Here is a 21,615-nt window from a genome sequence, read left to right on the forward strand (position 1 = left end):
ACGATGGGGGCATGGCAGGCGCTGCGCTCGACTCGTTCTCCCCCGCGACCCGCTCGTGGTTCACGGGGGCCTTCGTCAGGCCCACTTCCGCCCAGGAGGGTGCCTGGCGGGCCATCCGGGAGGGGTCGGACGTCCTGGTCGTGGCGCCCACCGGCTCCGGCAAGACCCTGGCGGCCTTCCTCGCCGCGCTCGACGGGCTCGCCTCGCAGCCGCCGCCCGCCGAGCCGAGGAAGCGCTGCCGGGTGCTGTACGTGTCGCCGCTGAAGGCCCTCGCGGTCGACGTGGAGCGCAACCTGCGCAGCCCACTGACCGGGATCCGGCAGGAGTCGGCCCGTCTCGGACTGCCCGAGCCGGACATCCGGGTCGGGATCCGCTCCGGGGACACCCCGCCGGCCGAGCGCCGGTCGCTGGCCACCCGGCCGCCGGACATCCTGATCACCACTCCGGAGTCGCTGTTCCTGATGCTGACGTCGGCGGCGCGGGAGGCGCTGTCCGGGGTGGAGACGGTGATCCTGGACGAGGTGCATGCCGTCGCCGGGACCAAGCGCGGCGCCCACCTGGCGCTCTCCCTGGAGCGGCTGGACGAGCTGCTGCCGCGCCCGGCCCGCCGGATCGGACTGTCGGCCACCGTCCGGCCGGTGGAGGAGGTGGCCCGCTACCTCGCCCCGCGCGGCAGGGTGGAGATCGTGCAGCCGCCTTCGGCCAAGGAGTTCGACCTGTCGGTGGTCGTGCCGGTCCAGGACATGGGCGAGTTGGGCGGCTCTCCCGCGACCGAGGGCCGGGAGGGCGGCGACAAGCCGTCGATCTGGCCCCATGTCGAGGAGCGGATCGCGGACCTGGTGCAGGCCCACCGCTCCACGATCGTGTTCGCCAACTCCCGCCGGCTCGCGGAGCGGCTCTGCAACCGGCTCAACGAGATCGCCCACGAGCGTGCCACGGGCGCGGCGCTCGCCGAGGGCGCGCCGCCCCCGGCCGAGATCATGGCCCAGTCGGGCGCCGCCCTGGGCGCCCCGCCGCTGCTGGCCCGCGCGCACCACGGGTCGGTGTCCAAGGAGCAGCGGGCGCTGGTCGAGGAGGACCTGAAGGCGGGCCGGCTGCCCGCCGTGGTCGCCACCTCCAGCCTGGAGCTGGGCATCGACATGGGGGCGGTGGACCTGGTGGTGCAGGTGGAGTCGCCGCCGTCGGTGGCCTCGGGGCTCCAGCGCGTGGGCCGCGCCGGGCACCAGGTGGGCGCGGTCTCCACCGGGGTGGTCTTCCCCAAGTACCGCGGTGATCTGGTCCAGGCCGCCGTGGTCACCGAGCGGATGCGTACGGGGGCGATCGAGTCCCTGCGGATCCCCTCCAACCCCCTCGACGTCCTCGCCCAGCAGCTGGTGGCGATGACGGCGATGGACACCTGGCAGCTGGACGACCTGCTCGCCCTGGTACGGCGGGCCGCGCCCTTCGCGGCGCTGCCCGAATCGGCGTTCACCTCGGTACTGGACATGCTGGCGGGCCGCTACCCCTCGGACGCCTTCGCCGAACTCAGACCCCGGGTGGTGTGGGACCGGGTGGCCGGGACCATCACGGGGCGGCCGGGCGCGCAGCGCCTCGCGGTCACCTCCGGCGGCACCATCCCGGACCGCGGCCTCTTCGGCGTCTTCCTCGCGGGCGCCACTGCATCTGATGAAAAGAGGGGCAAGAAGGGCGGTGGCCGGGTCGGGGAGCTGGACGAGGAGATGGTGTACGAGTCCCGCGTGGGGGACGTCTTCACCCTGGGCACCACCTCCTGGCGGATCGAGGACATCACCCGCGACCAGGTCCTGGTGACCCCCGCCCCCGGGGTGCCGGGCCGGCTGCCGTTCTGGAAGGGCGACCAGCTGGGCCGGCCCCTCGAACTGGGGCGCGCGGTCGGAGCGTTCCTGCGGGAGCTCGGGGCGCTGACCGATGCGGACGCCCGGCTGCGGCTGCTGGCGGCCGGGCTCGACGGCTGGGCCGCGGACAACGTGCTGACGTACCTGTCGGAGCAGCGGGAGGCCTGCGGTCACGTGCCGGACGACCGGACCATCCTGGTCGAGCGGTTCCGTGACGAGCTGGGCGACTGGCGGGTCGTCGTCCACTCCCCGTTCGGCGCGCAGGTGCACGCCCCGTGGGCCCTGGCCCTGGGCGCCCGCCTCGCCGAGAAGTACGGCATGGACGCCCAGGTGATGCACGCCGACGACGGGATCGTGCTGCGCCTGCCGGATGCGGACCTGCTCTCCATGGACCTCCTGGACCACGACCCGGCCCGGCCGGCGGCGTTCGAGTTCGACGACGAGCAGGCCCCGCTCGGCGCCGCCGATGTCGCCTTCGACCAGGGCGAGATCGGCCGGCTCGTCACCGACCAGGTGGGCGGCTCCGCCCTGTTCGCCTCCCGGTTCCGCGAGTGCGCGGCGCGCGCCCTGCTGCTGCCGCGCCGCAGTCCGGGCAAGCGCACCCCGTTGTGGCAGCAGCGCCAGCGCGCCTCGCAACTGCTCCAGGTGGCATCGGAGTTCGGCTCCTTCCCGATCGTGCTGGAAGCCGTACGCGAATGCCTCCAGGACGTCTTCGACGTACCGGGCCTGACCGAGCTGATGGGGGACATCGAGGCGCGCCGGGTCCGGCTGGTCGAGGTGACCACTCCCGAGCCCTCGCCCTTCGCCCGCTCCCTCCTCTTCGGGTACGTCGCCCAGTTCCTGTACGAGGGCGACTCGCCGCTGGCCGAGCGGCGGGCGGCGGCGCTCTCGCTGGACTCCCGGCTGCTCGCCGAACTGCTGGGCCAGGCGGAGCTGCGGGAGCTGCTCGACGCCGAGGTACTGGAGGAGCTGGAGCGGGAGCTCCAGTGGCTGACGGAGGACCGGCGGGCCAAGGACGCCGAGTCGGTGGCGGACCTGCTGCGCATGCTGGGCCCGCTGACGGATGCCGAGCTGGCCGCGCGCGGGGCGCCCGCCGCCTGGCCCGAGGCGCTCGCCGCCGCCCGCCGGGCCATCCGGGTGCGGATCGGTGGCGCGGACCACTGGGCGGCCGTCGAGGACGCGGGCCGGCTGCGGGACGCGCTGGGCACAGCACTCCCGGTCGGGGTCCCGGAGGCCTTCACCGAACCGGTCAAGGACCCGCTCGGCGACCTCCTGGCCCGGTACGCGCGCACCCACGGGCCGTTCACCACTGCCACGGTCGCCACCCGCCTCGGTCTGGGCGCCGCGGTGACCGAGGGCGCCCTGCACCGGCTCGCGGCGGCGGGCCGGGTGGTGCAGGGGGAGTTCCATCCGGCGGGCATCGGCCAGGAGTGGTGCGATGCGGCGGTGCTGCGCAGACTGCGGCGCCGCTCGCTGGCGGCGCTGCGGCAGGAGCTGGAGCCGGTCCCGCCGGCCTCGCTGGCGACCTTCCTGCCCCAGTGGCAGCACCTGGGCGGGGCCCTGCGCGGGATCGACGGCCTGGCCCGTGCCGTGGAGCAGCTCCAGGGGGCCCCGGTGCCGGCCTCGGCGCTGGAGCGGCTGATCCTGCCCTCGCGGGTGGCGGGGTACGCGCCGACCCTGCTGGACGAGCTGACCACCACCGGCGAGGTGGTGTGGGCGGGCGCGGGCGCCCTGCCGGGCAAGGACGGCTGGATCTCCCTGTACCTGGCGGAGGCGGCCCCGCTGCTGCTTCCCGAGCCGCACCCCCTGGAGCTGGGCCCCTTGCACCAGGCGGTCCTGGACTCCCTCTCCGGCGGGTACGGCCTGTTCTTCCGCCAGCTCACGCAGTCCGTCCGCGTCCACCACCCGGAGGCCACGGACCTGGAACTGTCCTCCGCGCTCTGGGACCTGGCCTGGTCGGGCCGGCTGACGAACGACACCCTGGCCCCCCTGCGCGCCCTGCTGGGCTCGGGCCGCACCGCGGGCGCCACGGCGCACCGGGCCCGCCGCACCGTGCCGCGCGGCCGGTACGGCACCCTGAGCGCGACGGTGTCCCGTACGGGCCCGCCCACGGTCTCGGGCCGCTGGTCGCTGCTGCCCGCGCAGGCCCCCGACCCGACCCACCGCGCCCACGCCCTGGCCCGCACCCTGCTGGACCGGCACGGGGTGGTCACCCGGGGGGCGGTCGCCGCCGAAGGCGTGGAGGGCGGCTTCAGCGCGGTCTACCGCGTCCTGTCGGCGTTCGAGGACAGCGGCCAGGCCCGCCGGGGGTACGTGGTGGAGGGGCTGGGCGCGGCCCAGTTCGCGATGGACGGCGCGGTGGACCGGCTCCGCGCGGCCGAGCGGACCCCGCCCCCGCTGGCGGCGGTGGTGCTGGCCGCCGCCGACCCGGCGAACGCGTACGGGGCGGCCCTGCCCTGGCCGGAGCCGCCGGCCGGTGCCGCGCACAAGCCGGGCCGCAAGGCGGGCTCCCTGGTGGTCCTGGTCGACGGCGAGCTGGTCCTGTACCTGGAGCGCGGCGGCAAGACCCTGCTGGCCTGGCCGGATCCGGGGGACCCGCGCCTGGAGGCGGCCACCGGGGCGCTGGCGGCCGGCTCCCGCGCGGGCACGCTGCCGTCCCTGACGGTGGAGCGGATCAACGCGGCGGCGGCCCTGACCTCCCCCCTGGGCCCGTCCCTGGAGGCGGCCGGCTTCCACGCCACCCCGAGGGGGCTGAGACTGCGCAGCTGAGGCCGCCGTCCGGTCTCGGCCCGGACACGTATGTCTTGGGCATGTCACGAAACTGTCGCCAGCCGCTCCACAGGGGCCTCAGAGCTGGCACAGCTGCTTATCCGTGCCTTATCAAAGGTGATCACAGGTACCGCGATCGGCGGTGCCCAGTCATGGGGGACAAGAACAGTGAGCACCAACAGCATGCGCAAGACCACCCTTGTCGCAGCCGGCCTCGCCGTCGCCGGAAGCCTCGTCCTGACCGGCTGCAAGGACGGCAACGAGGAGATCCCCGCGGCGCCGGCCGCTCCCTCCGCCGCCCCGTCCTCGGACGCCTCGGCCCAGCCGATCGCCCCGGTCGCGCCGAGCTCCTCGGCCGGCTACGACGGCTCCGCGGGCTCCTCCCCGGCCCCGGGCGGCGCCGGCGGCGCGGGCGGCGCGGTGGCGAAGTCCGGCCAGGCCTTCAAGCTCGGCGAGACGGCGACCGTCCCGTTCAGCTACGGCAGCAACAAGGGCGGCCAGATCGCCCTCACCGTCGCCTCGATCGAGCAGGGCAACCCGGCCGACCTGGAGCCGCTGAAGCTCGGCGACAAGGCCAAGGGGACGATCCCCTACTACATCCGCTACACGGTCAAGAACACCGGTACGACGGACCTGTCGTACTCCTCGGTGGGCCACATCAAGGGCCTGCTCGGCGACGGCACCGAGGCCACGAAGGTGTCGATCATCGGCAAGTTCGAGAAGTGCAAGGACGACTCGCTGCCGAAGGGCTTCACCAACGGCCAGACGCAGACCAACTGCGTGCTGGTCCTCGCCCCCTCGGCGCAGACGAAGGTCTCGGGCGCCGAGTACTGGGGCGACCCGTACAACAACCTGAGCAGCCCGGCCCAGAAGGGCCTCACCTGGAAGTGATGAGCGGCCCACCCGGCCCTCACCCCTCCTGATCCCCGGACCCCCTGCGGCGGCAATCCCCGCCCAGGGGGTTCCGCGCGTTCCCGGGCCCGACAATGGCCCCATGCCCGAAGGAGACAGCGTCCACCGCGCGGCGGCCCGTCTGCACACCGCCCTCGCGGGCAAGCCCCTCACCCACGCCGACCTGCGCGTGCCCCGTTTCGCCACCGCCGACCTCACCGGCCGCACCGTCCTCGACGTCACCCCGCGCGGCAAGCACCTCCTCACCCGCCTCGAAGGCGGCCTCACCCTCCACAGCCACCTCGGCATGGACGGCGCCTGGTACCTCTTCGGCCCCGGCGAGAAGTGGCGCGGCGGCCCCGCCCACGAGATCCGGGCCGTCCTGGCCACCGCCGGCACCACCGCCGTCGGCTACCGGCTCCCCGTGCTCGAACTGCTCCGCACCGCCGACGAGGACCGGGCGGTGGGCCACCTGGGCCCCGACCTCCTCGGCCCCGACTGGGACCCGGCCAGGGCCGCCGCCAACCTCCTCGCCTCCCCCGGCCGCCCCCTGGGCGAGGCCCTGCTCGACCAGCGCAACCTGGCGGGCATCGGCAACATCTACAAGTGCGAGCTCTGCTTCCTGGCGCAGGTCACGCCCTGGACCCCGGTCGGCGGGCTGCCCGACCCGCAGACCACCCTCCCCCGGCTGGCGTCCGCCGCCCGGCGCCTGCTGGCCGCGAACACCGGCGCCGACGCCGCGGCCGGGCGCCGCAACACCACCGGCAGCCGGCGCCCCGGCCGGGAGCTGTTCGTCTACGGCCGCGCCCACCGGCCCTGCCTGCGCTGCGGCACCCCCGTCCGCGAGGCCTCGCAGGACGGCCGGCCCACCTACTGGTGCCCCCGCTGCCAGTCCGGCCCGGACCCGGACCGCCCCACCAGTTGACGACCCGTCAGATCCGCTCGTACGGTCCTGGCATGCCCACACCCACCGCCTCGTACGACCTCACCGGCCGCACCGCGCTCGTCACCGGAGCCGCCAGCGGCATAGGCCGCGCCACCGCCCTCCTGCTGGCCGGGGCGGGCGCCGCCGTGCACTGCGCGGACCGCGACGAGCGGGGCCTGGCCGAGACCGCCGCCCTGATCGCCGAGGCCGGCGGGGCCGCCACCGCCCACCCCCTGGACGTCACCGACCGCGCCGCCCTGCGGGCCGCCGTCGCCGCCGCCGGGCCGCTCGACATCACCGCCGCCATCGCCGGGGTCATGCACACCAGCAGCGTCCTGGAGACCACCGACGAGGACCTCGACCGGATCCTGGACATCAACTTCAAGGGGGTGCTGCGCACCTGCCAGGAGGCCGTCCGCTCCATGATCTCCGCCGGCCGCCCCGGCTCGGTCGTCACGATGGCCTCCGGCGCCGTGGACGCCGCCCAGCCCGGCCTGCTCTGCTACAGCGCCGCCAAGGCGGCCGTGGTGCAGCTGACCAAGACCCTCGCCACCGAGAGCGGCCCGCACGGCATCCGCGTCAACGCCGTCGCCCCGGGATGGATCCGCACCCCCATGACCGGCCGCCACAGCCCCGAGGTCCAGCAGCAGACCGAAGCGGCCATGGTCCGGATGTCCCCGCTGCGCCGGGTCGGCGAGCCGGAGGACATCGCCCAGGCCGTGCTCTACCTGGCCTCCGACGCCTCTTCCTTCATGACGGGCCAGATCCTGCGCCCGAACGGCGGAGTGTCGATGCCCTGGTAGCCCTCGCCGCACCCCGGGCCCCGCGCACGGGCCCCGGCACACAGTGCACCGGCAGGAGCCCCAGCCCCCATCCGCCCACCGCCACGGCGCCCTCCACCGGCCCCGCCTCGCCCGGCGTCAGCACCAGCCGCAGGACGGCCCACCACCACAGCGCCGCCACCGCCAGCGCGAGGGGCACAGCCACAGGTATGCGCAGTAACCGCCGCACGGCCGCCTCCCAGAGGGCCGGTTCCCGGACCAAGCCATCCTCCCGCACCCGCCCCGCACCCGCACCCGCACCCAGAACACCGGGCAGGAGCCCCGTAAGGCCCCACGGGGCGCACGGGCGCCCCACGGACGGCAAGAAGCCCCGGCCGGTGCTCTCGCACCATCCGGGGCTCCCGCCACGCTCACATACCCAACGGCACGCTCAAGCGGCTACGACGTTCACCGCTTCCACGGGTGCCTTGATGGTCACCCGTTCGGGTCCGCCCGTGACCGAGGCCACGGAGACCGAATTGAGCATCGGGCGCACCGGTGCCGGCACCGGTTCGCTTGCGGCGGCCGACTGCGCAAGCTCCGCCAGCGACAGCTCGTCGCTGACTTCGCGCATCAGCTCGGACATCCGTACGTCCAACGCGTCGCAGATCGCGGAGAGCAGCTCGGAGGATGCCTCCTTCTGCCCCCGCTCCACCTCGGAGAGATAGCCGAGCGAAACTCGGGCGGACGAGGAGACTTCGCGCAGAGTACGGCCCTGGCGCTGGCGCTGCCGACGCAGCACGTCACCCAGCAGGCGACGGAGCAGAATCATCGGTGGCTCCCTCCTCTGACCGTGTAGCCGTAACCTTCACGCCCCACCGTACCGCCTCGCGCCGCGGCCGTGCTGGGAGCGATGTCGTGTTCACTCAGGGCTGCAAACATCAAATCCCCCCGTCCTGTTCCGTATCCTGCCCCCGCAGATTCTCGCGGAGTTCGCTCGAGAGGAGTTCGAGCACTGTCCGTGCACTCTCCCTACGGATTTCCGCACGGGAGCCGTTCAACCGCAGCCGGGCCGTTTTCCTGGCCCCCGGACCCGCCACGGCGATGAAAACGGTGCCCACCGGCTGCCCGTCCTGGGGGTCCGGGCCGGCCACTCCGGTCGTCGCGATCCCCCACGATGCACCCATCACCCGCCGCACCCCGGCAGCCATCTCCTCCGCGACCTGCGCGTTCACCGCGCCTTCGGCCGCGAGCAGTTCCGCGTCCACCCCGAGGACACGGTGCTTCAGTTCAGTGGCGTACGCCGTGACCGAGCCGCGGAAGGCCCGGGAGGCCCCCGGCACCGCCGTGAGCTCCGAAGCCACCATTCCCCCGGTCAGCGACTCCGCGACCGCGAGGGTCTGGTCACTCTCCGCGAGCAGCCGCAGCACGTCCTCGGCCACCGCCGCCACCCCCGCAACATCTTCCGCCGCCTCCACGGCCTCCGGTGCGTCCCCCGCCCCGTATGTCACTTCGCGGCCCGCTCCTCCGCCAGTCCTGCCCGACGCAGCACCACGGCCTGCCGGATGTAATCCAAACCGGTGACCACGGTCAGCACGACGGCGAGGGCCATCACCCAGAACCGCAGGGTCGCCAGCGGCCCGGTCAGCGCGAGCACGTACATGCCCACCGCCGTGCCCTGGGCCAGGGTCTTCAGCTTGCCGCCCCGGCTGGCCGGGATCACCCCGTACCGGATCACCCAGAACCGCATCAGCGTGATCCCCAGCTCGCGGCCGAGGATCACCCCCGTCACCCACCAGGGCAGGTCTCCGAGCCAGGAGAGACACACGAGCGCCGACCCCATGATCGCCTTGTCGGCGATGGGGTCGGCGATCTTCCCGAAGTCCGTGACCAGGTTGTACGTCCTCGCCAGGTGCCCGTCGAAGATGTCCGTGATCATGGCGACGGCGAAGGCCGCCCACGCCAGCGCCCGCCAGACGGGGTCGTAGCCCCCGTCGGCGAGCAGCAGCAGGACGAATCCCGGCACGAGGACGAGCCGGATCATCGTCAGGATGTTGGCGATGTTCCAGAGGCTGGCCTGGTTGACGGCCGCAGTCCCGAGCTTCGCGCCGGGCGCGGGCCGGCGGCCGGTCCCGCCCGCCGCTGATGCCGGGACTCCGGTCATCCGGCCGCCTCCTCGAGTTCCACGCCCAGGGGCTCGGCCACCAGGTCCACGCCCAGGGTTCCGACCACCTTCGCGGTGACGATGCGCCCGGGGACCAGGCCGGCGCCGTCGGTGAAGACGACCTGGCCGTCGGTCTCGGGAGCCTGGTGGGCGGCGCGCCCGTAGGCGCCCTCGCCCTCCTCCGCCTCGTCGAGCGGGACGACCGTCTCGACGAGTACCTCCAGGGTCTCGCCGATCCGCTCCTCCGCGCGCTGCGAGGTCAGCTCCTCGGCGAGCCGCTGCATGTGCGCGAGCCGCTCGGCGATGGTGTCCTCGTCCAGCTTGCCCTCGTAGCCGGCGGCCTCCGTGCCGTCCTCGTCGGAGTAGCCGAAGACGCCGATGGCGTCGAGGCGGGCGTGGGTGAGGAAACGCTCCAGCTCGGCGAAGTCCGACTCCTTCTCGCCGGGGAAGCCGACGATGAAGTTGGACCGGACGCCGGCCTGCGGGGCCTTGGAACGGATGGTGTCCAGCAGCTCCAGGAAGCGGTCGGTGTCACCGAAGCGGCGCATGGCGCGCAGCACGTCGGGGGCCGAGTGCTGGAAGGACAGGTCGAAGTACGGGACGACCTTGGGGGTCGAGGTGAGTACGTCGATCAGCCCGGGCCGCATCTCGGCGGGCTGGAGGTAGCTGACGCGGACGCGCTCGATGCCGTCTACGGCGGCCAGCTCGGGCAGCAGGGTCTCCAGCAGGCGGATGTCGCCGAGGTCCTTGCCGTACGAGGTGTTGTTCTCGGAGACCAGCATGACCTCCTTGACGCCCTGCTCGGCGAGCCAGCGCGTCTCGCCCAGCACGTCGCTGGGGCGGCGGGAGATGAAGGAGCCGCGGAAGGACGGGATGGCGCAGAAGGAGCAGCGCCGGTCGCAGCCGGAGGCCAGCTTCACGGAGGCCACGGGGCTCTTGTCCAGGCGGCGGCGCAGCGGCGCGCGCGGCCCGGAGGCGGGCGCGAGCCCGTCCGGCAGGTCGGAGGGGGCCGCGGCCGGCTCCTCGGCGGGCGCCTGGGCGTGGCCGGGCAGGGCCACGTCGGCGCTCTGCCGCTCGGCCGGGCTGATCGGCAGCAGCTTGCGCCGGTCGCGCGGGGTGTGGGCCTCGACGCTGCCACCGTTGAGGATGGTCTGGAGGCGGTTGGAGATGTCGGCGTAGTCGTCGAAACCGAGGACTCCGTCGGCTTCGGGGAGCGCTTCGGCGAGTTCCTTGCCGTAGCGCTCGGCCATACAGCCGACGGCGACGACGGCCTGGGTCTTGCCGTGATCCTTGAGATCGTTGGCTTCGAGCAGGGCGTCTACGGAGTCCTTCTTGGCGGCTTCGACGAAGCCACAGGTGTTGACGACGGCCACGTCCGCATCGGCGGCGTCCTCGACGAGCTCCCAGCCATCCGCCGCCAAGCGGCCTGCGAGCTCCTCCGAGTCCACCTCGTTACGGGCGCAGCCAAGAGTGACAAGGGCGACGGTACGGCGTTCGGGCATGGACTCAAGACTACTTCGTCCCGGCGCCGACCCCCGCCTCACATCCCCCCACAACAAGATCCCCGGGGCCGGCGGCGGTCGCCGCGCGGGATCCCGGGGATCTGGAATTTCTTATTCCGTGCTGGTCAGCCCGCCTGGGCCTGGCCCTGGCGCGGGTCGTCCTTGGTGTAGGTGAGACGTTCGACCTGACCCGACTCGAACCTCTCCTTGATCTCCTTGCCGTTCACGAACAGCTTGACGGCCCCGGCGTCGCCGAGGACGAGGTCCACGGACTCCTTGTCCGTGAAGGTCTTCGACTCGCCCTGCGCCAGGGTTCCGTCGAAGAGGAGCCGGCCGCTGTGGTCCTTCGCGGAGATCCAGCTCTCGCCGGTGTCGGCCGTCAGGACGACGGTGACGAGGTCCTTGGGGGCCGCGGCGATGGCGCTGTCCGAGGGCTCGGGCTTGGGTGCCTGAGGGGCCTGGGGGCTCTGGGGCGTCTGGGCGGCGGGCTGCTTGCCCGCGGACTGCTTGGGTGCGGGCTTCGGGGAGACGGAACCTTCCGCCACCGGCCGCTTGCCCTCCTCGTCACCGCCGCCGAAGGCGGTGAAACCGACGAAGCCGATCACGGCGACGATGGCGGCGACCATGGCCGCGGTCCAGTTGGGCCGCTGCCGTTCGGGGCGGATCCGCTCGGCTTCGAACATCGGCGCGGCGGGTGTGGGTGCCGGCCGGCCGCCGTGGGCCGCGTCGTAGCTCTCGACCAGGGGTGCCGGATCGATGTGCACGGCGCGGGCGAGCGTACGGATGTGACCGCGGGCGTAGACGTCGCCGCCGCACCGCGTGAAGTCGTCCTCTTCGATCGCGTGCACGATCGGGATGCGCACGCGGGTGGTGGAACTGACCTCGTCGACGGTGAGCCCGGCGGCGATCCGGGCCTTCTTGAGGGCCGTCCCGATGGACGGTTCTTCGATGGAGCGCTCGACGATGCGGTCCTCGGACCGGTCGTCGGTCGAAGGCCGCTCTTCTTCGGGGGAGTTGGATTTGCCGATGGACACAAGGGCGCCTTTCGAGCGTGTAGCCACCTGCTGGATGTCCAGTCTAGGGGGGTGACGAAAGGGTGGGGCAACCGGAGGGTCCGCTTCCTACGCCATCCGAATGGCGTCGGAAGCACCCGCCGATGCCTCCCTCAACTTGACGCACGCCCAAGGGAAACGGTTGCCCGCCGATCCGGTGACGATCCGGCCTCGATCCCATTCGGTCGGGTGAGGCGGCCGGACCCCCGTTCTAGGCCCCCGTTCCAGGACCCCCGGGCCGCTACGGGACCTCCTCGCCCCGGATCACGGCGAGCACCCCGTCGAGCTCGTCGGGTTTGACCAGCACGTCGCGCGCCTTGGAGCCCTCGCTGGGGCCGACGACCCCCCGGGACTCCATCAGGTCCATGAGCCGCCCGGCCTTGGCGAAGCCCACCCGCAGCTTGCGCTGGAGCATCGAGGTGGAGCCGAACTGGGTGGAGACCACCAGCTCCGCCGCCTGGCACAGCAGGTCCAGGTCGTCGCCGATCTCCTCGTCGATCTCCTTCTTCTGCTTCTGCCCGACCGTGACGTCGTCGCGGAAGACGGGCGCCATCTGGTCCTTGCAGTGCTGCACGATCCCGTGGATCTCGTCCTCGGTGACGAAGGCGCCCTGGAGGCGGACCGGCTTGTTCGCGCCCATCGGCAGGAACAGTCCGTCACCCTTGCCGATCAGCTTCTCGGCGCCCGGCTGGTCCAGGATGACCCGGCTGTCGGCGAGCGAGGAGGTCGCGAAGGCGAGGCGCGAGGGCACGTTCGCCTTGATCAGACCGGTCACCACGTCCACCGAGGGCCGCTGGGTGGCGAGCACCAGGTGGATACCGGCCGCGCGGGCCAGCTGGGTGATGCGGACGATCGAGTCCTCGACGTCGCGCGGGGCCACCATCATCAGGTCGGCCAGCTCGTCGACGATCACCAGCAGGTACGGGTACGGGCTGAGCTCCCGCTCGCTGCCCGGCGGCAGCTTGATCTTGCCGTCGCGGATCGCCTTGTTGAAGTCGTCGATGTGCCGGTACCCGAAGGCCGCCAGGTCGTCGTAGCGCAGGTCCATCTCGCGCACCACCCACTGGAGGGCCTCGGCGGCCCGCTTGGGGTTGGTGATGATCGGCGTGATCAGGTGCGGGATCCCCTCGTAGGCGGTCAGCTCGACCCGCTTGGGGTCGACCAGGACCATCCGGACGTCCTCCGGGGTGGCCCGGACCATGACCGAGGTGATCAGGCAGTTGATGCAGGAGGACTTGCCGGAGCCGGTGGCGCCGGCGACCAGCACGTGCGGCATCTTCGCCAGGTTGGCCATGACGTAGCCGCCCTCGACGTCCTTGCCGAGCGCGACGAGCATCGGGTGGTCGTCCTCGGCGGCGTCCGCGAGGCGCAGTACGTCGCCCAGGTTGACCATCTCGCGGTCGGTGTTCGGGATCTCGATGCCGACGGCCGACTTGCCCGGGATCGGGCTGATGATCCGCACGTCCGGGGAGGCCACGGCGTAGGCGATGTTCTTCGCCAGCGCCGTGATCCGCTCGACCTTCACCGCGGCGCCGAGCGTCACCTCGTACCGGGTCACCGTCGGGCCCCGGGTGAAGCCCGTGACCTGCGCGTCCACCTTGAACTCGGTGAACACGTTCGTCAGCGAGGCGACCACCGCGTCGTTGGCGGCGCTACGGGTCTTGCCCGGCCCGCCCTTCTCCAGCAGGTCCAGCGAGGGCAGCGCGTACGTGATGTCCCCGCGCAGCTGGAGCTGTTCCGCCCGGGGCGGCAGCGGCTGGGCCTCCGGCGGGGCCTTGGTCAGGTCCGGCACCGCCAGCGTCCCGGAGGCCGCCGCGGTGCGCTCGTGCGGCGCGCCGGAGGCGGACTCCGCCGCCGGGGCCGCGGCCCGCTCCTCCCGGGCGGCCGGTACCGGAGCGGTGACCTCCACCCCGTCCCGCCGGTCGGAGATCCCCTGGGTGAGATCGGCGACCAGCGGGTTCGGCGGCAGGCCCCCGTAGACCACCCCGTCCAGCGCGGCCGCGGCCGCCGCGGCGACGTCGACGGCGTCCATCTCCCGCTCCCCCGGCCGCGCGGCGCTCCGCCGGGGCCGGCGCCGCCGGGCCAGGGCCGCCTCCTCGGGGTCGTCCCCCTCACCGCCGGAGCCGCCGGAGCCGCCGGAGCCGCCGGCCCGGGCCCGCCACCGCTCTGCGTCATGACGGTCCTGCCCGTCCTGCCCGTCGGCGCCCTCGTGCTCCCCGTACCCCTCGTCGTACTGGTTGGGCTGGACGATCCCCAGCCGGATCCCCAGGCGGCGCAGCCGCTGCGGGATCGCGTTGACCGGGGTCGCGGTGACCACCAGCAGCCCGAAGACCGTCAGCAGCACCAGCATGGGCACGGCCAGCGGCGCCCCCATGGTGAAGATCAGCGGCTTGGAGGCGCCCCAGCCGATGAGCCCGCCCGCGTTCTGCATGGCGGTGGTGCCCTCGTCCCGGCCGGGCGCCCCGCAGGCGATGTGCACAAGCCCGAGGACCCCGATGACCAGGGCGGAGAGGCCGATGCCGATCCGCCCGTTCGCGTCGGTCTGCTCGGGGTGGCGGATGAAACGTACCGCCATGACCCCGAGCAGGATCGGCACCAGCAGATCGAGGCGGCCGAAGGCCCCGGTGACCAGCATCGTGACCAGGTCCCCGACGGGCCCGCTCAGGTTCGACCAGGTCCCGGCGGCGACGATCAGCGCCAGGGCGAGCAGCAGCAGCGCCACCCCGTCCTTGCGGTGGGCCGGGTCCAGGTTCTTCGCGCCCCGTCCGATGCCGCGGAAGACCCCGCCGACCGCGTGCGCGACACCGAGCCAGCACAGGCGGACCAGCCGCACCACTCCCCCGGTCGGGGAGGGCGCCGGCTTGGCGGCGGTCTTCTTCACCGGGGGACGCTTGGCCGCCGCGGCCTTCTTCGCGGGAGGCTTGCGCGCGGCCGCCTTCTTGGCCGGCGCCGTCGTACGGCCGGTGCGGCCCTTCGCGGTGCCCGCGGTGCTCTGGGAACCCTTGCCGGACGTACTTGAGGCCATGGGCCCGAGGTTACCGGTGCGCACGCCGGTGGACACGCGTGCCCACCCCTTCACCCGTTCGTGTCGCCCCGTCCGTACGCGCTTTGACGCCGCGCCAGACCTGACGCCCGCCCAGCGGCGGCCTCGGGCGGGCCGCTTCGCCCCCGCGGGGGTGCGGCCCGGACCCCTCAGCCCTGGGCGGGCAGTATCGGCGCTCCCCCGCTGGTCCCCGGCTCCAGCGCGTCCAGCGCCCGCCGCAGCCCGGTCAGCTTGCGCTCCAGATGCGCGGCGGTCGCCACCACCGCGGCATCCGCCGAATCCTCGCCGAGCTGCTTGGTCAGCGCCTCGGCCTGCTCCTCGACCGCCGCCAGCCGCGCGGAGAGCTCGGCCAGCAGCCCGGCCGTCTCCCTGCTGCCGTCGCCGTTGGCACCGCCGCCCTCCAGCTGGAGGCGCAGCAGGGCCGCCTGCTCCCGCAGTTGGCAGTTCTTCGTGTAGAGCTCGACGAACACCGAGACCTTGGCGCGCAGCACCCAGGGATCGAACGGCTTCGAGATGTAGTCGACCGCGCCCGCCGCGTAACCGCGGAAGGTGTGGTGCGGACCGTGGTTGATCGCGGTGAGGAAGATGATCGGGATGTCCCGGGTCCGTTCGCGCCGCTTGATGTGCGCGGCGGTTTCGAATCCGTCCATTCCCGGCATCTGGACATCCAGCAGGATGACCGCGAAATCGTCCGTCAGCAGCGCTTTGAGCGCTTCCTCCCCCGACGACGCCCGGACCAGTGTCTGATCGAGCGCGGAGAGGATGGCCTCCAGCGCCAGCAGATTCTCCGGCCGGTCGTCGACCAGGAGGATCTTGGCCTTCTGCACCATGCCCTGTCCTCCTCGCCCCGGCATGGGGCCTCCCCGGCTCCTGGCTCCGGCATGTGCGCCGGGCCCCGCCCCAGAGGACGGCATCCTTGCGCCGTCCGTCCTTGTGCCGGTCATCGTAGCCCCAGTCCCGAGATCGCCACACCCTGTCACCAAGATGTCACTGTGCACGAAGCGGAAACGTGAGGAGGGGGCAGAAGGTTCCCCCTGCGCCCTCCGATCACGACCCGTCCGCCGATCACTTGCCCCGCATGTGCTGTTCCATGACCGACAGCAGGTAATCGGGCTCGACCGGCTTGGTGACGTAGTCGGAAGCCCCGGAGTCGATGGCCTTCTCCCGGTCCCCCTTCATCGCCTTCGCCGTCAGCGCGATGATCGGCAGCCCCGCGAACTGCGGCATCCGCCGGATCGCCGAAGTCGTCGCGTACCCGTCCATCTCCGGCATCATGATGTCCATCAGGACGACCGCCACGTCGTCGTGCTGCTCCAGGACCTCGATGCCCTCCCGGCCGTTCTCCGCGTAGAGCACCGCCAGCCCGTGCTGCTCCAGCACGCTCGTCAGCGCGAAGACGTTGCGCACGTCGTCGTCCACGATCAGCACCCGCTCGCCGTGGAAGTCGTACGTGCGCGGCGCCACCGGCAGCGGCTCCTCCAGATCCCACGCATCGCCGTCGGGCTGCCCCGGCACCTCGGTACGCGGCAGCGCACCGCCCAGCGGCTTGCGCCGGCGCCGGAACAGCGCCGAGGAACCCTGCCCCGCCGGCTCCGCCACCGGCACCGGCTGGCGCACCGGGACCGTGTTCACGGGGGCGGCCGGCAGCGCCGCCGGGAGCGGCTGCGGAGCGGGCAGGGCCTCCTCGGCCGCCCTGCGGTACTCCCCGCGCGAGCCCCCGGGCGTCGGCGGCGCGTACCCCTGCGGCGGCAGCTCGCTCGGGTGCAGCGGCAGGTACAGCGTGAAGGTCGACCCCCGGCCCGGCTCACTGGCCGCGTGGATCTCCCCGCCCAGCAGCCGGGCGATCTCCCGGCTGATGGACAGCCCCAGGCCCGTACCGCCGTACTTGCGGCTCGTCGTCCCGTCGGCCTGCTTGAACGCCTCGAAGATCACCAGCATCTTGCTCGCCGCGATCCCGATCCCGGTGTCGGTCACCGAGAAGGCGATCAGGTCCGCGTCCGCCTCCCGCAGCGACCCGGCCTCCAGCAGCTGCTCCCGGATCGCCGACGGCACATCGGCCCCGGCCGGACGGATCACCAGCTCCACCGCCCCGTTGTCGGTGAACTTCACCGCGTTCGACAGCAGGTTGCGCAGCACCTGGAGGAGACGCTGCTCGTCCGTGTGCAGGGTCGCGGGCAGCTCCGGGGAGACCCGTACCGAGAAGTCCAGCCCCTTCTCCGCGGTCAGCGGCCGGAAGGTGGCCTCCACGTAGTCCACGAGCTGGACCAGCGCGATCCGCGTCGGCGAGACGTCCATCTTCCCGGCCTCGACCTTCGACAGGTCGAGGATGTCGTTGATCAGCTGGAGCAGGTCCGAGCCCGCGCCGTGGATGGTCTCCGCGAACTCCACCTGCTTCGGCGAGAGGTTCTCGTCCGCGTTGTCGGCGAGCAGCTTGGCCAGGATCAGCAGCGAGTTGAGCGGGGTGCGCAGCTCGTGCGACATGTTCGCGAGGAACTCGCTCTTGTACCGCATCGACACCGCGAGCTGCTCGGCCCGCTCCTCCAGGACCTGCCGGGCCTCCTCGATCTCGGTGTTCTTCACCTCGATGTCCCGGTTCTGCTGGGCCAGCAGCTCGGCCTTCTCCTCCAGTTCCGCGTTGGCGGCCTGGAGGGCCTTCTGCCGGTTCTCCAGCTCGTCGGAGCGCTCGCGCAGCTGCTCGGTCATCTCCTGGGACTGCTTGAGCAGCATCTCCGTCTTGGAGTTCACGGAGATGGTGTTGACGCTCGTACCGATCATCTCGGCGATCTGGCTGAGGAAGTCCTTCTGGATCTGTGTGAACCCCGTGAACGACGCCAGCTCGATGACGCCGAGCACCTTCCCCTCGAACAGCACCGGCAGCACGATCACATGCGCCGGCGGGGCCTCGCCGAGCCCCGAGGAGATCTTCAGGTAGCCGGGCGGGGTGTTCTCGACGAGGATCGTCCGCTTCTCCTCGGCGACCGTCCCGATCAGCCCCTCCCCCGGCCGGAAGGAGATGGGCATCTGGCCGCCCGCGTAGGCGTAGCTCCCGCGCATCCGCAGCTCGTACGAGCCCTCCGCGCCGCCGTCCGTCCCGATCTCGGTGGTCCCGCCGGCCGGCACGGCCAGGAAGAAGGCGCCGTGCTGCGCCGAGACCACCGGGGTCAGCTCGCTCATGATCAGCGAGGCCACGTCGTCCAGGTCCCGGCGACCCTGCATGAGGGCCGAGATCCGGGCGAGGTTGCCCTTGAGCCAGTCCTGCTCCTTGTTGGCCAGGGTGGTGTCGCGCAGGTTCACGATCATCGTGTTGATGTTGTCCTGGAGGACCTGGATCTCGCCCGCCGCGTCCACGTCGACCTTCAGGCTCAGGTCGCCCCGGGTCACCGCGGTGGCGACGGCCGCGATGGCGCGTACCTGACGGGTGAGGTTGCCGGCCATCTCGTTCACGGACTCGGTCAGGTCCCGCCAGGTGCCGTCGACGTCCCGCACCCGCGCCTGGCCGCCGAGGATGCCCTCGGTACCCACCTCGCGCGCCACCCGCGTCACCTGGTCGGCGAAGGAGGACAGCTGGTCGACCATCGTGTTGATGGTCGTCTTGAGCTCCAGGATCTCCCCGCGCGCGTCGATGTCGATCTTCTTGGTCATGTCGCCCTTGGCGATGGCGGTCGTGACCATGGCGATCTGCCGCACCTGTCCGGTGAGGTTGGACGCCATGAAGTTCACCGAGTCGGTGAGGTCCTTCCACGTCCCGGAGACCCCGGGGACGTGCGCCTGACCGCCCAGGCGGCCCTCCGTGCCCACCTCGCGGGCCACGCGCGTGACCTCGTCCGCGAAGGACGACAGGGTCTTCACCATCGTGTTGACGGTGTCGGCGAGCTGCGCGACCTCGCCGCGCGCCTCGACGGTCACCTTCTTCGTCAGATCACCGTTGGCGACCGCCGACGAGACCTGCGAGATGTTGCGCACCTGCGAGGTCAGGTTGTTCGCCATCAGGTTGACGTTGTCGGTCAGGTCCTTCCAGATGCCGGTCACCCCGCGCACGCGGGCCTGCCCGCCGAGGATTCCCTCGGAGCCCACCTCGCGGGCCACCCGCGTCACCTGCTCGGCGAAGGAGGACAGCTGGTCGACCATCGTGTTCACGGTGGTGACCAGTTCGAGGATCTCGCCCTTGGCATCGACGGTGATCTTCTTCGACAGATCACCCATGGCGACGGCCGTCGTCACCTCGGCGATGTTGCGCACCTGCGAAGTCAGGTTGTTCGCCATGAAGTTGACGGACTGGGTGAGGTCCTTCCAGGTACCGGAGACCCCCTTGACCTCGGCCTGGCCGCCCAGGATGCCCTCGGTGCCCACCTCGCGGGCCACCCGGGTCACCTGCTCCGCGAAGTTCGACAGCTGGTCGACCATCGTGTTGAGGGTGTTCTTCAGCTCCAGGATCTCGCCCCGGGCGTCCACGTCGATCTTCTGCGACAGGTCACCGCGCGCCACCGCCGTCGCGACCTGCGCGATGTTGCGCACCTGCGAGGTCAGATTGCCGGCCATGCCGTTCACGGAATCCGTCAGGTCCCGCCACACGCCCGCCACACCCGGCACCTGCGCCTGGCCGCCGAGCCGGCCTTCCGTACCCACGTCCCGGGCGACCCGGGTCACCTGCTCCGCGAAGGCCGACAGCTGGTCGACCATCGTGTTGATGGTGTTCTTCAGCTCCAGGATCTCGCCCCGGGCGTCCACGTCGATCTTCTGCGACAGGTCGCCGCGCGCCACCGCCGTCGTCACCTGGGCGATCTGACGCACCTGGGAGGTCAGGTTCCCGGCCATGAAGTTGACGGAGTCGGTGAGCTCCTTCCAGGTGCCGGAGACCCCCTCGACCCGGGCCTGGCCGCCCAGACGGCCCTCCGTACCCACGTCCCGGGCCATCCGCGTGACCTGGTCGGCGAAGGAGGACAGCTGGTCCACCATCGTGTTCACGGTGTTCTTCAGCTGGAGCATCTCGCCGGAGACGTCCACCGTGACCTTCTGCGACAGATCGCCGTTGGCCACCGCCGTGGTCACCTGGGCGATGTTGCGGACCTGCCCGGTGAGGTTGCGGAAGGCGGTGTTCACCGAGTCGGTGAGGTCCTTCCACGTACCCGCCGCCCCCGGCACCTGCGCCTGACCGCCCAGCTCACCCTCGACACCGACCTCACGGGCCACACGTGTCACTTCCGCACCGAAGGACTGCAGCTGGTCCACCATCGTGTTGACGGTGTTCTTCAGCTCCAGCATCTCGCCGGCCACGTCCACCGTGACCTTCTGCGACAGATCACCGTTGGCCACGGCGGTCGTCACCTGGGCAATGTCCCGCACCTGCGTGGTGAGGTTGCGGAAGACCGTGTTCACCGAGTCGGTGAGGTCCTTCCACGTACCCGCCGCCCCCGGCACCTGCGCCTGACCGCCGAGCAGGCCCTTGGCGCCGACCTCGCTGGCCACCCGCGTGACCTCGTCCGCGAAGGTCCGCAGGGTCTCCGTCATCTGATTGATCGTTTCGGCCAGCTGCGCGACCTCGCCCCGCGCGCTGACCCGCACCTTCTGCGACAGGTCACCGTTCGCGACGGCCGTCGTGACCTGCGCGATCCCGCGCACCTGGGCCGTCAGGTTCCCCGCCATCGTGTTGACGGAGTCCGTCAGGTCCTTCCACACGCCCGCGACCCCGGGCACCTTCGCCTGGCCGCCCAGCTCGCCCTCCGTACCCACCTCGCGCGCGACACGCGTCACCTCGGAGGAGAACGAGGACAACTGGTCCACCATGGTGTTCACGGTGTTCTTCAGCTGGAGCATCTCGCCGGCCACGTGCACCGTGACCTTGCGCGAGAGATCGCCCTTGGCGACCGCCGTCGTGACGAGAGCGATGTCACGCACCTGGGCGGTGAGCCGGTACGCCATCGTGTTGACGGAGTCGGTCAGGTCCTTCCAAGAACCGGACATTCCGCGCACCTGGGCCTGACCGCCCAGCTTGCCCTCGGTACCGACCTCCAGCGCCACCCGCGTCACCTCGTCGGTGAACGCCGACAGCTGGTCGACCAGGTTGTTGACCGTACGCCCGACCTTGAGGAACTCCCCGCGCAGCGGATGCCCCACCCCGTCCGGGGCCTGCGTCCGCAGGTCCATCCGCTGGTCCAGGTCGCCCTCGGCCACCGCCGACAGCACCCGGCCCACCTCGGACACCGGCCGCGCGAGATCGTCCACCAGCTGGTTCGACGCGTCGATCGCGGCCGCCCAGGAACCCTCGCAGGCCCCCGTCTCCAGCCGCTCGCTCAGCTTGCCCTCACGGCCCACCATCCGCCGGACCCGGGACAGCTCCCCGGTCAAGTGCAGATTGCGGTCGGCGAGCTCGTTGTAGACGGCGGCGATCTCCGCCATCACGCCCTCGCCGGACACCGTCAGCCGCTTGCGGAAATTCCCGTCCCGCATCGACACCAGGGCCGTGAGCAGCCGGTTCAGAGCGGCGGTATCGACTTCCGTCGTCCCGTTCCGCCGGGACCGTCCGCCCTTCGGGCGCGTTCCCGTACGCCGCACCGCTGCGCCAGACTCCACCGTGTCCCTCCCGAAAGGGTCGACCGTTGTTCCACCGGACGTCCGGCTGTCCAAGAGCCGGCTCTCCAAGCCTGCCCAGTGTTTC

Annotated in this window: 13 protein-coding genes; 4 read left to right on the plus strand and 9 right to left on the minus strand. The window is 72.0% G+C overall.

The window, feature by feature from the left end; all coding sequences use genetic code 11:
• Window positions 1-11 precede the first annotated feature (11 nt).
• The 4 genes from OOK34_RS03045 (at window position 12) to OOK34_RS03060 (ending at window position 7,241) form a co-directional block, all read left to right on the plus strand.
• Window positions 12-4,622 carry an ATP-dependent helicase gene (locus tag OOK34_RS03045; protein WP_267032319.1) on the plus strand — a complete coding sequence of 1,537 codons (4,611 nt, stop codon included), beginning with the start codon at window positions 12-14 and terminating at the stop codon, window positions 4,620-4,622.
• A 168-nt stretch (window positions 4,623-4,790) separates the two neighbouring features.
• Window positions 4,791-5,513 carry a hypothetical protein gene (locus tag OOK34_RS03050; RefSeq protein ID WP_267032320.1) on the plus strand — a complete coding sequence of 241 codons (723 nt, stop codon included), beginning with the start codon at window positions 4,791-4,793 and terminating at the stop codon, window positions 5,511-5,513.
• Between the two features lie 103 nt (window positions 5,514-5,616).
• Complete coding sequence (locus OOK34_RS03055) at window positions 5,617-6,438, plus strand: Fpg/Nei family DNA glycosylase (protein ID WP_267032321.1); 822 nt, start codon at window positions 5,617-5,619, stop codon at window positions 6,436-6,438.
• A gap of 32 nt (window positions 6,439-6,470) precedes the next feature.
• Complete coding sequence (locus tag OOK34_RS03060; protein ID WP_267032322.1) at window positions 6,471-7,241, plus strand: SDR family NAD(P)-dependent oxidoreductase; 771 nt, start codon at window positions 6,471-6,473, stop codon at window positions 7,239-7,241.
• Here the strand turns inward: OOK34_RS03060 and OOK34_RS03065 are convergent.
• From OOK34_RS03065 to OOK34_RS03105, 9 genes are all read right to left on the minus strand, one after another.
• Complete coding sequence (locus tag OOK34_RS03065; protein ID WP_267036605.1) at window positions 7,189-7,449, minus strand: hypothetical protein; 261 nt, start codon at window positions 7,447-7,449, stop codon at window positions 7,189-7,191. The two genes, OOK34_RS03060 and OOK34_RS03065, sit on opposite strands and share 53 nt — an antisense overlap.
• A 201-nt stretch (window positions 7,450-7,650) precedes the next feature.
• Window positions 7,651-8,031: a helix-turn-helix domain-containing protein gene (locus OOK34_RS03070; RefSeq protein ID WP_007266936.1), complete on the minus strand. Its 381-nt coding sequence runs from the start codon at window positions 8,029-8,031 to the stop codon at window positions 7,651-7,653.
• 109 nt (window positions 8,032-8,140) lie between these two features.
• Window positions 8,141-8,650: a CinA family protein gene (locus OOK34_RS03075; RefSeq protein WP_267036606.1), complete on the minus strand. Its 510-nt coding sequence runs from the start codon at window positions 8,648-8,650 to the stop codon at window positions 8,141-8,143.
• Between the two features lie 56 nt (window positions 8,651-8,706).
• Window positions 8,707-9,363, minus strand: a complete 657-nt coding sequence (gene pgsA / locus OOK34_RS03080) for a CDP-diacylglycerol--glycerol-3-phosphate 3-phosphatidyltransferase (protein ID WP_267032323.1) — start codon at window positions 9,361-9,363, stop codon at window positions 8,707-8,709.
• The gene (gene rimO, locus OOK34_RS03085; protein WP_267032324.1) at window positions 9,360-10,865 is read right to left on the minus strand and encodes a 30S ribosomal protein S12 methylthiotransferase RimO; all 1,506 of its coding nucleotides are present in this window, start codon (window positions 10,863-10,865) and stop codon (window positions 9,360-9,362) included. Before rimO ends, pgsA begins: the two co-directional genes overlap by 4 nt.
• Before the next feature lie 125 nt (window positions 10,866-10,990).
• Window positions 10,991-11,899, minus strand: a complete 909-nt coding sequence (locus OOK34_RS03090; protein WP_267032325.1) for a RodZ domain-containing protein — start codon at window positions 11,897-11,899, stop codon at window positions 10,991-10,993.
• Between the two features lie 259 nt (window positions 11,900-12,158).
• Window positions 12,159-14,942 carry a DNA translocase FtsK gene (locus tag OOK34_RS03095; protein WP_267032326.1) on the minus strand — a complete coding sequence of 928 codons (2,784 nt, stop codon included), beginning with the start codon at window positions 14,940-14,942 and terminating at the stop codon, window positions 12,159-12,161.
• 167 nt (window positions 14,943-15,109) lie between these two features.
• Window positions 15,110-15,790 (minus strand): two-component system response regulator, encoded by a 681-nt coding sequence (locus OOK34_RS03100; protein WP_267032327.1) that lies wholly within the window; start codon window positions 15,788-15,790, stop codon window positions 15,110-15,112.
• 235 nt (window positions 15,791-16,025) lie between these two features.
• The gene (locus tag OOK34_RS03105) at window positions 16,026-21,530 is read right to left on the minus strand and encodes a HAMP domain-containing protein (protein WP_267032328.1); all 5,505 of its coding nucleotides are present in this window, start codon (window positions 21,528-21,530) and stop codon (window positions 16,026-16,028) included.
• Between the last annotated feature and the right edge of the window lie 85 nt (window positions 21,531-21,615).

The organism is Streptomyces sp. NBC_00091 (genome assembly GCF_026343185.1).
In the GTDB taxonomy this organism is placed as follows: domain Bacteria; phylum Actinomycetota; class Actinomycetes; order Streptomycetales; family Streptomycetaceae; genus Streptomyces.

Bases quoted from the DNA above. Each gene is read 5' to 3' on its own strand.
- OOK34_RS03045 (WP_267032319.1), top strand. From the start codon at position 12: ATGGCAGGCGCTGCGCTCGACTCGTTCTCCCCCGCGACCCGCTCGTGG.
- OOK34_RS03055 (WP_267032321.1), top strand. From the start codon at position 5,617: ATGCCCGAAGGAGACAGCGTCCACCGCGCGGCGGCCCGTCTGCACACC.
- OOK34_RS03060 (WP_267032322.1), top strand. From the start codon at position 6,471: ATGCCCACACCCACCGCCTCGTACGACCTCACCGGCCGCACCGCGCTC.
- OOK34_RS03070 (WP_007266936.1), bottom strand. From the start codon at position 8,031: ATGATTCTGCTCCGTCGCCTGCTGGGTGACGTGCTGCGTCGGCAGCGC.
- pgsA (WP_267032323.1), bottom strand. From the start codon at position 9,363: ATGACCGGAGTCCCGGCATCAGCGGCGGGCGGGACCGGCCGCCGGCCC.
- rimO (WP_267032324.1), bottom strand. From the start codon at position 10,865: ATGCCCGAACGCCGTACCGTCGCCCTTGTCACTCTTGGCTGCGCCCGT.
- OOK34_RS03095 (WP_267032326.1), bottom strand. From the start codon at position 14,942: ATGGCCTCAAGTACGTCCGGCAAGGGTTCCCAGAGCACCGCGGGCACC.
- OOK34_RS03100 (WP_267032327.1), bottom strand. From the start codon at position 15,790: ATGGTGCAGAAGGCCAAGATCCTCCTGGTCGACGACCGGCCGGAGAAT.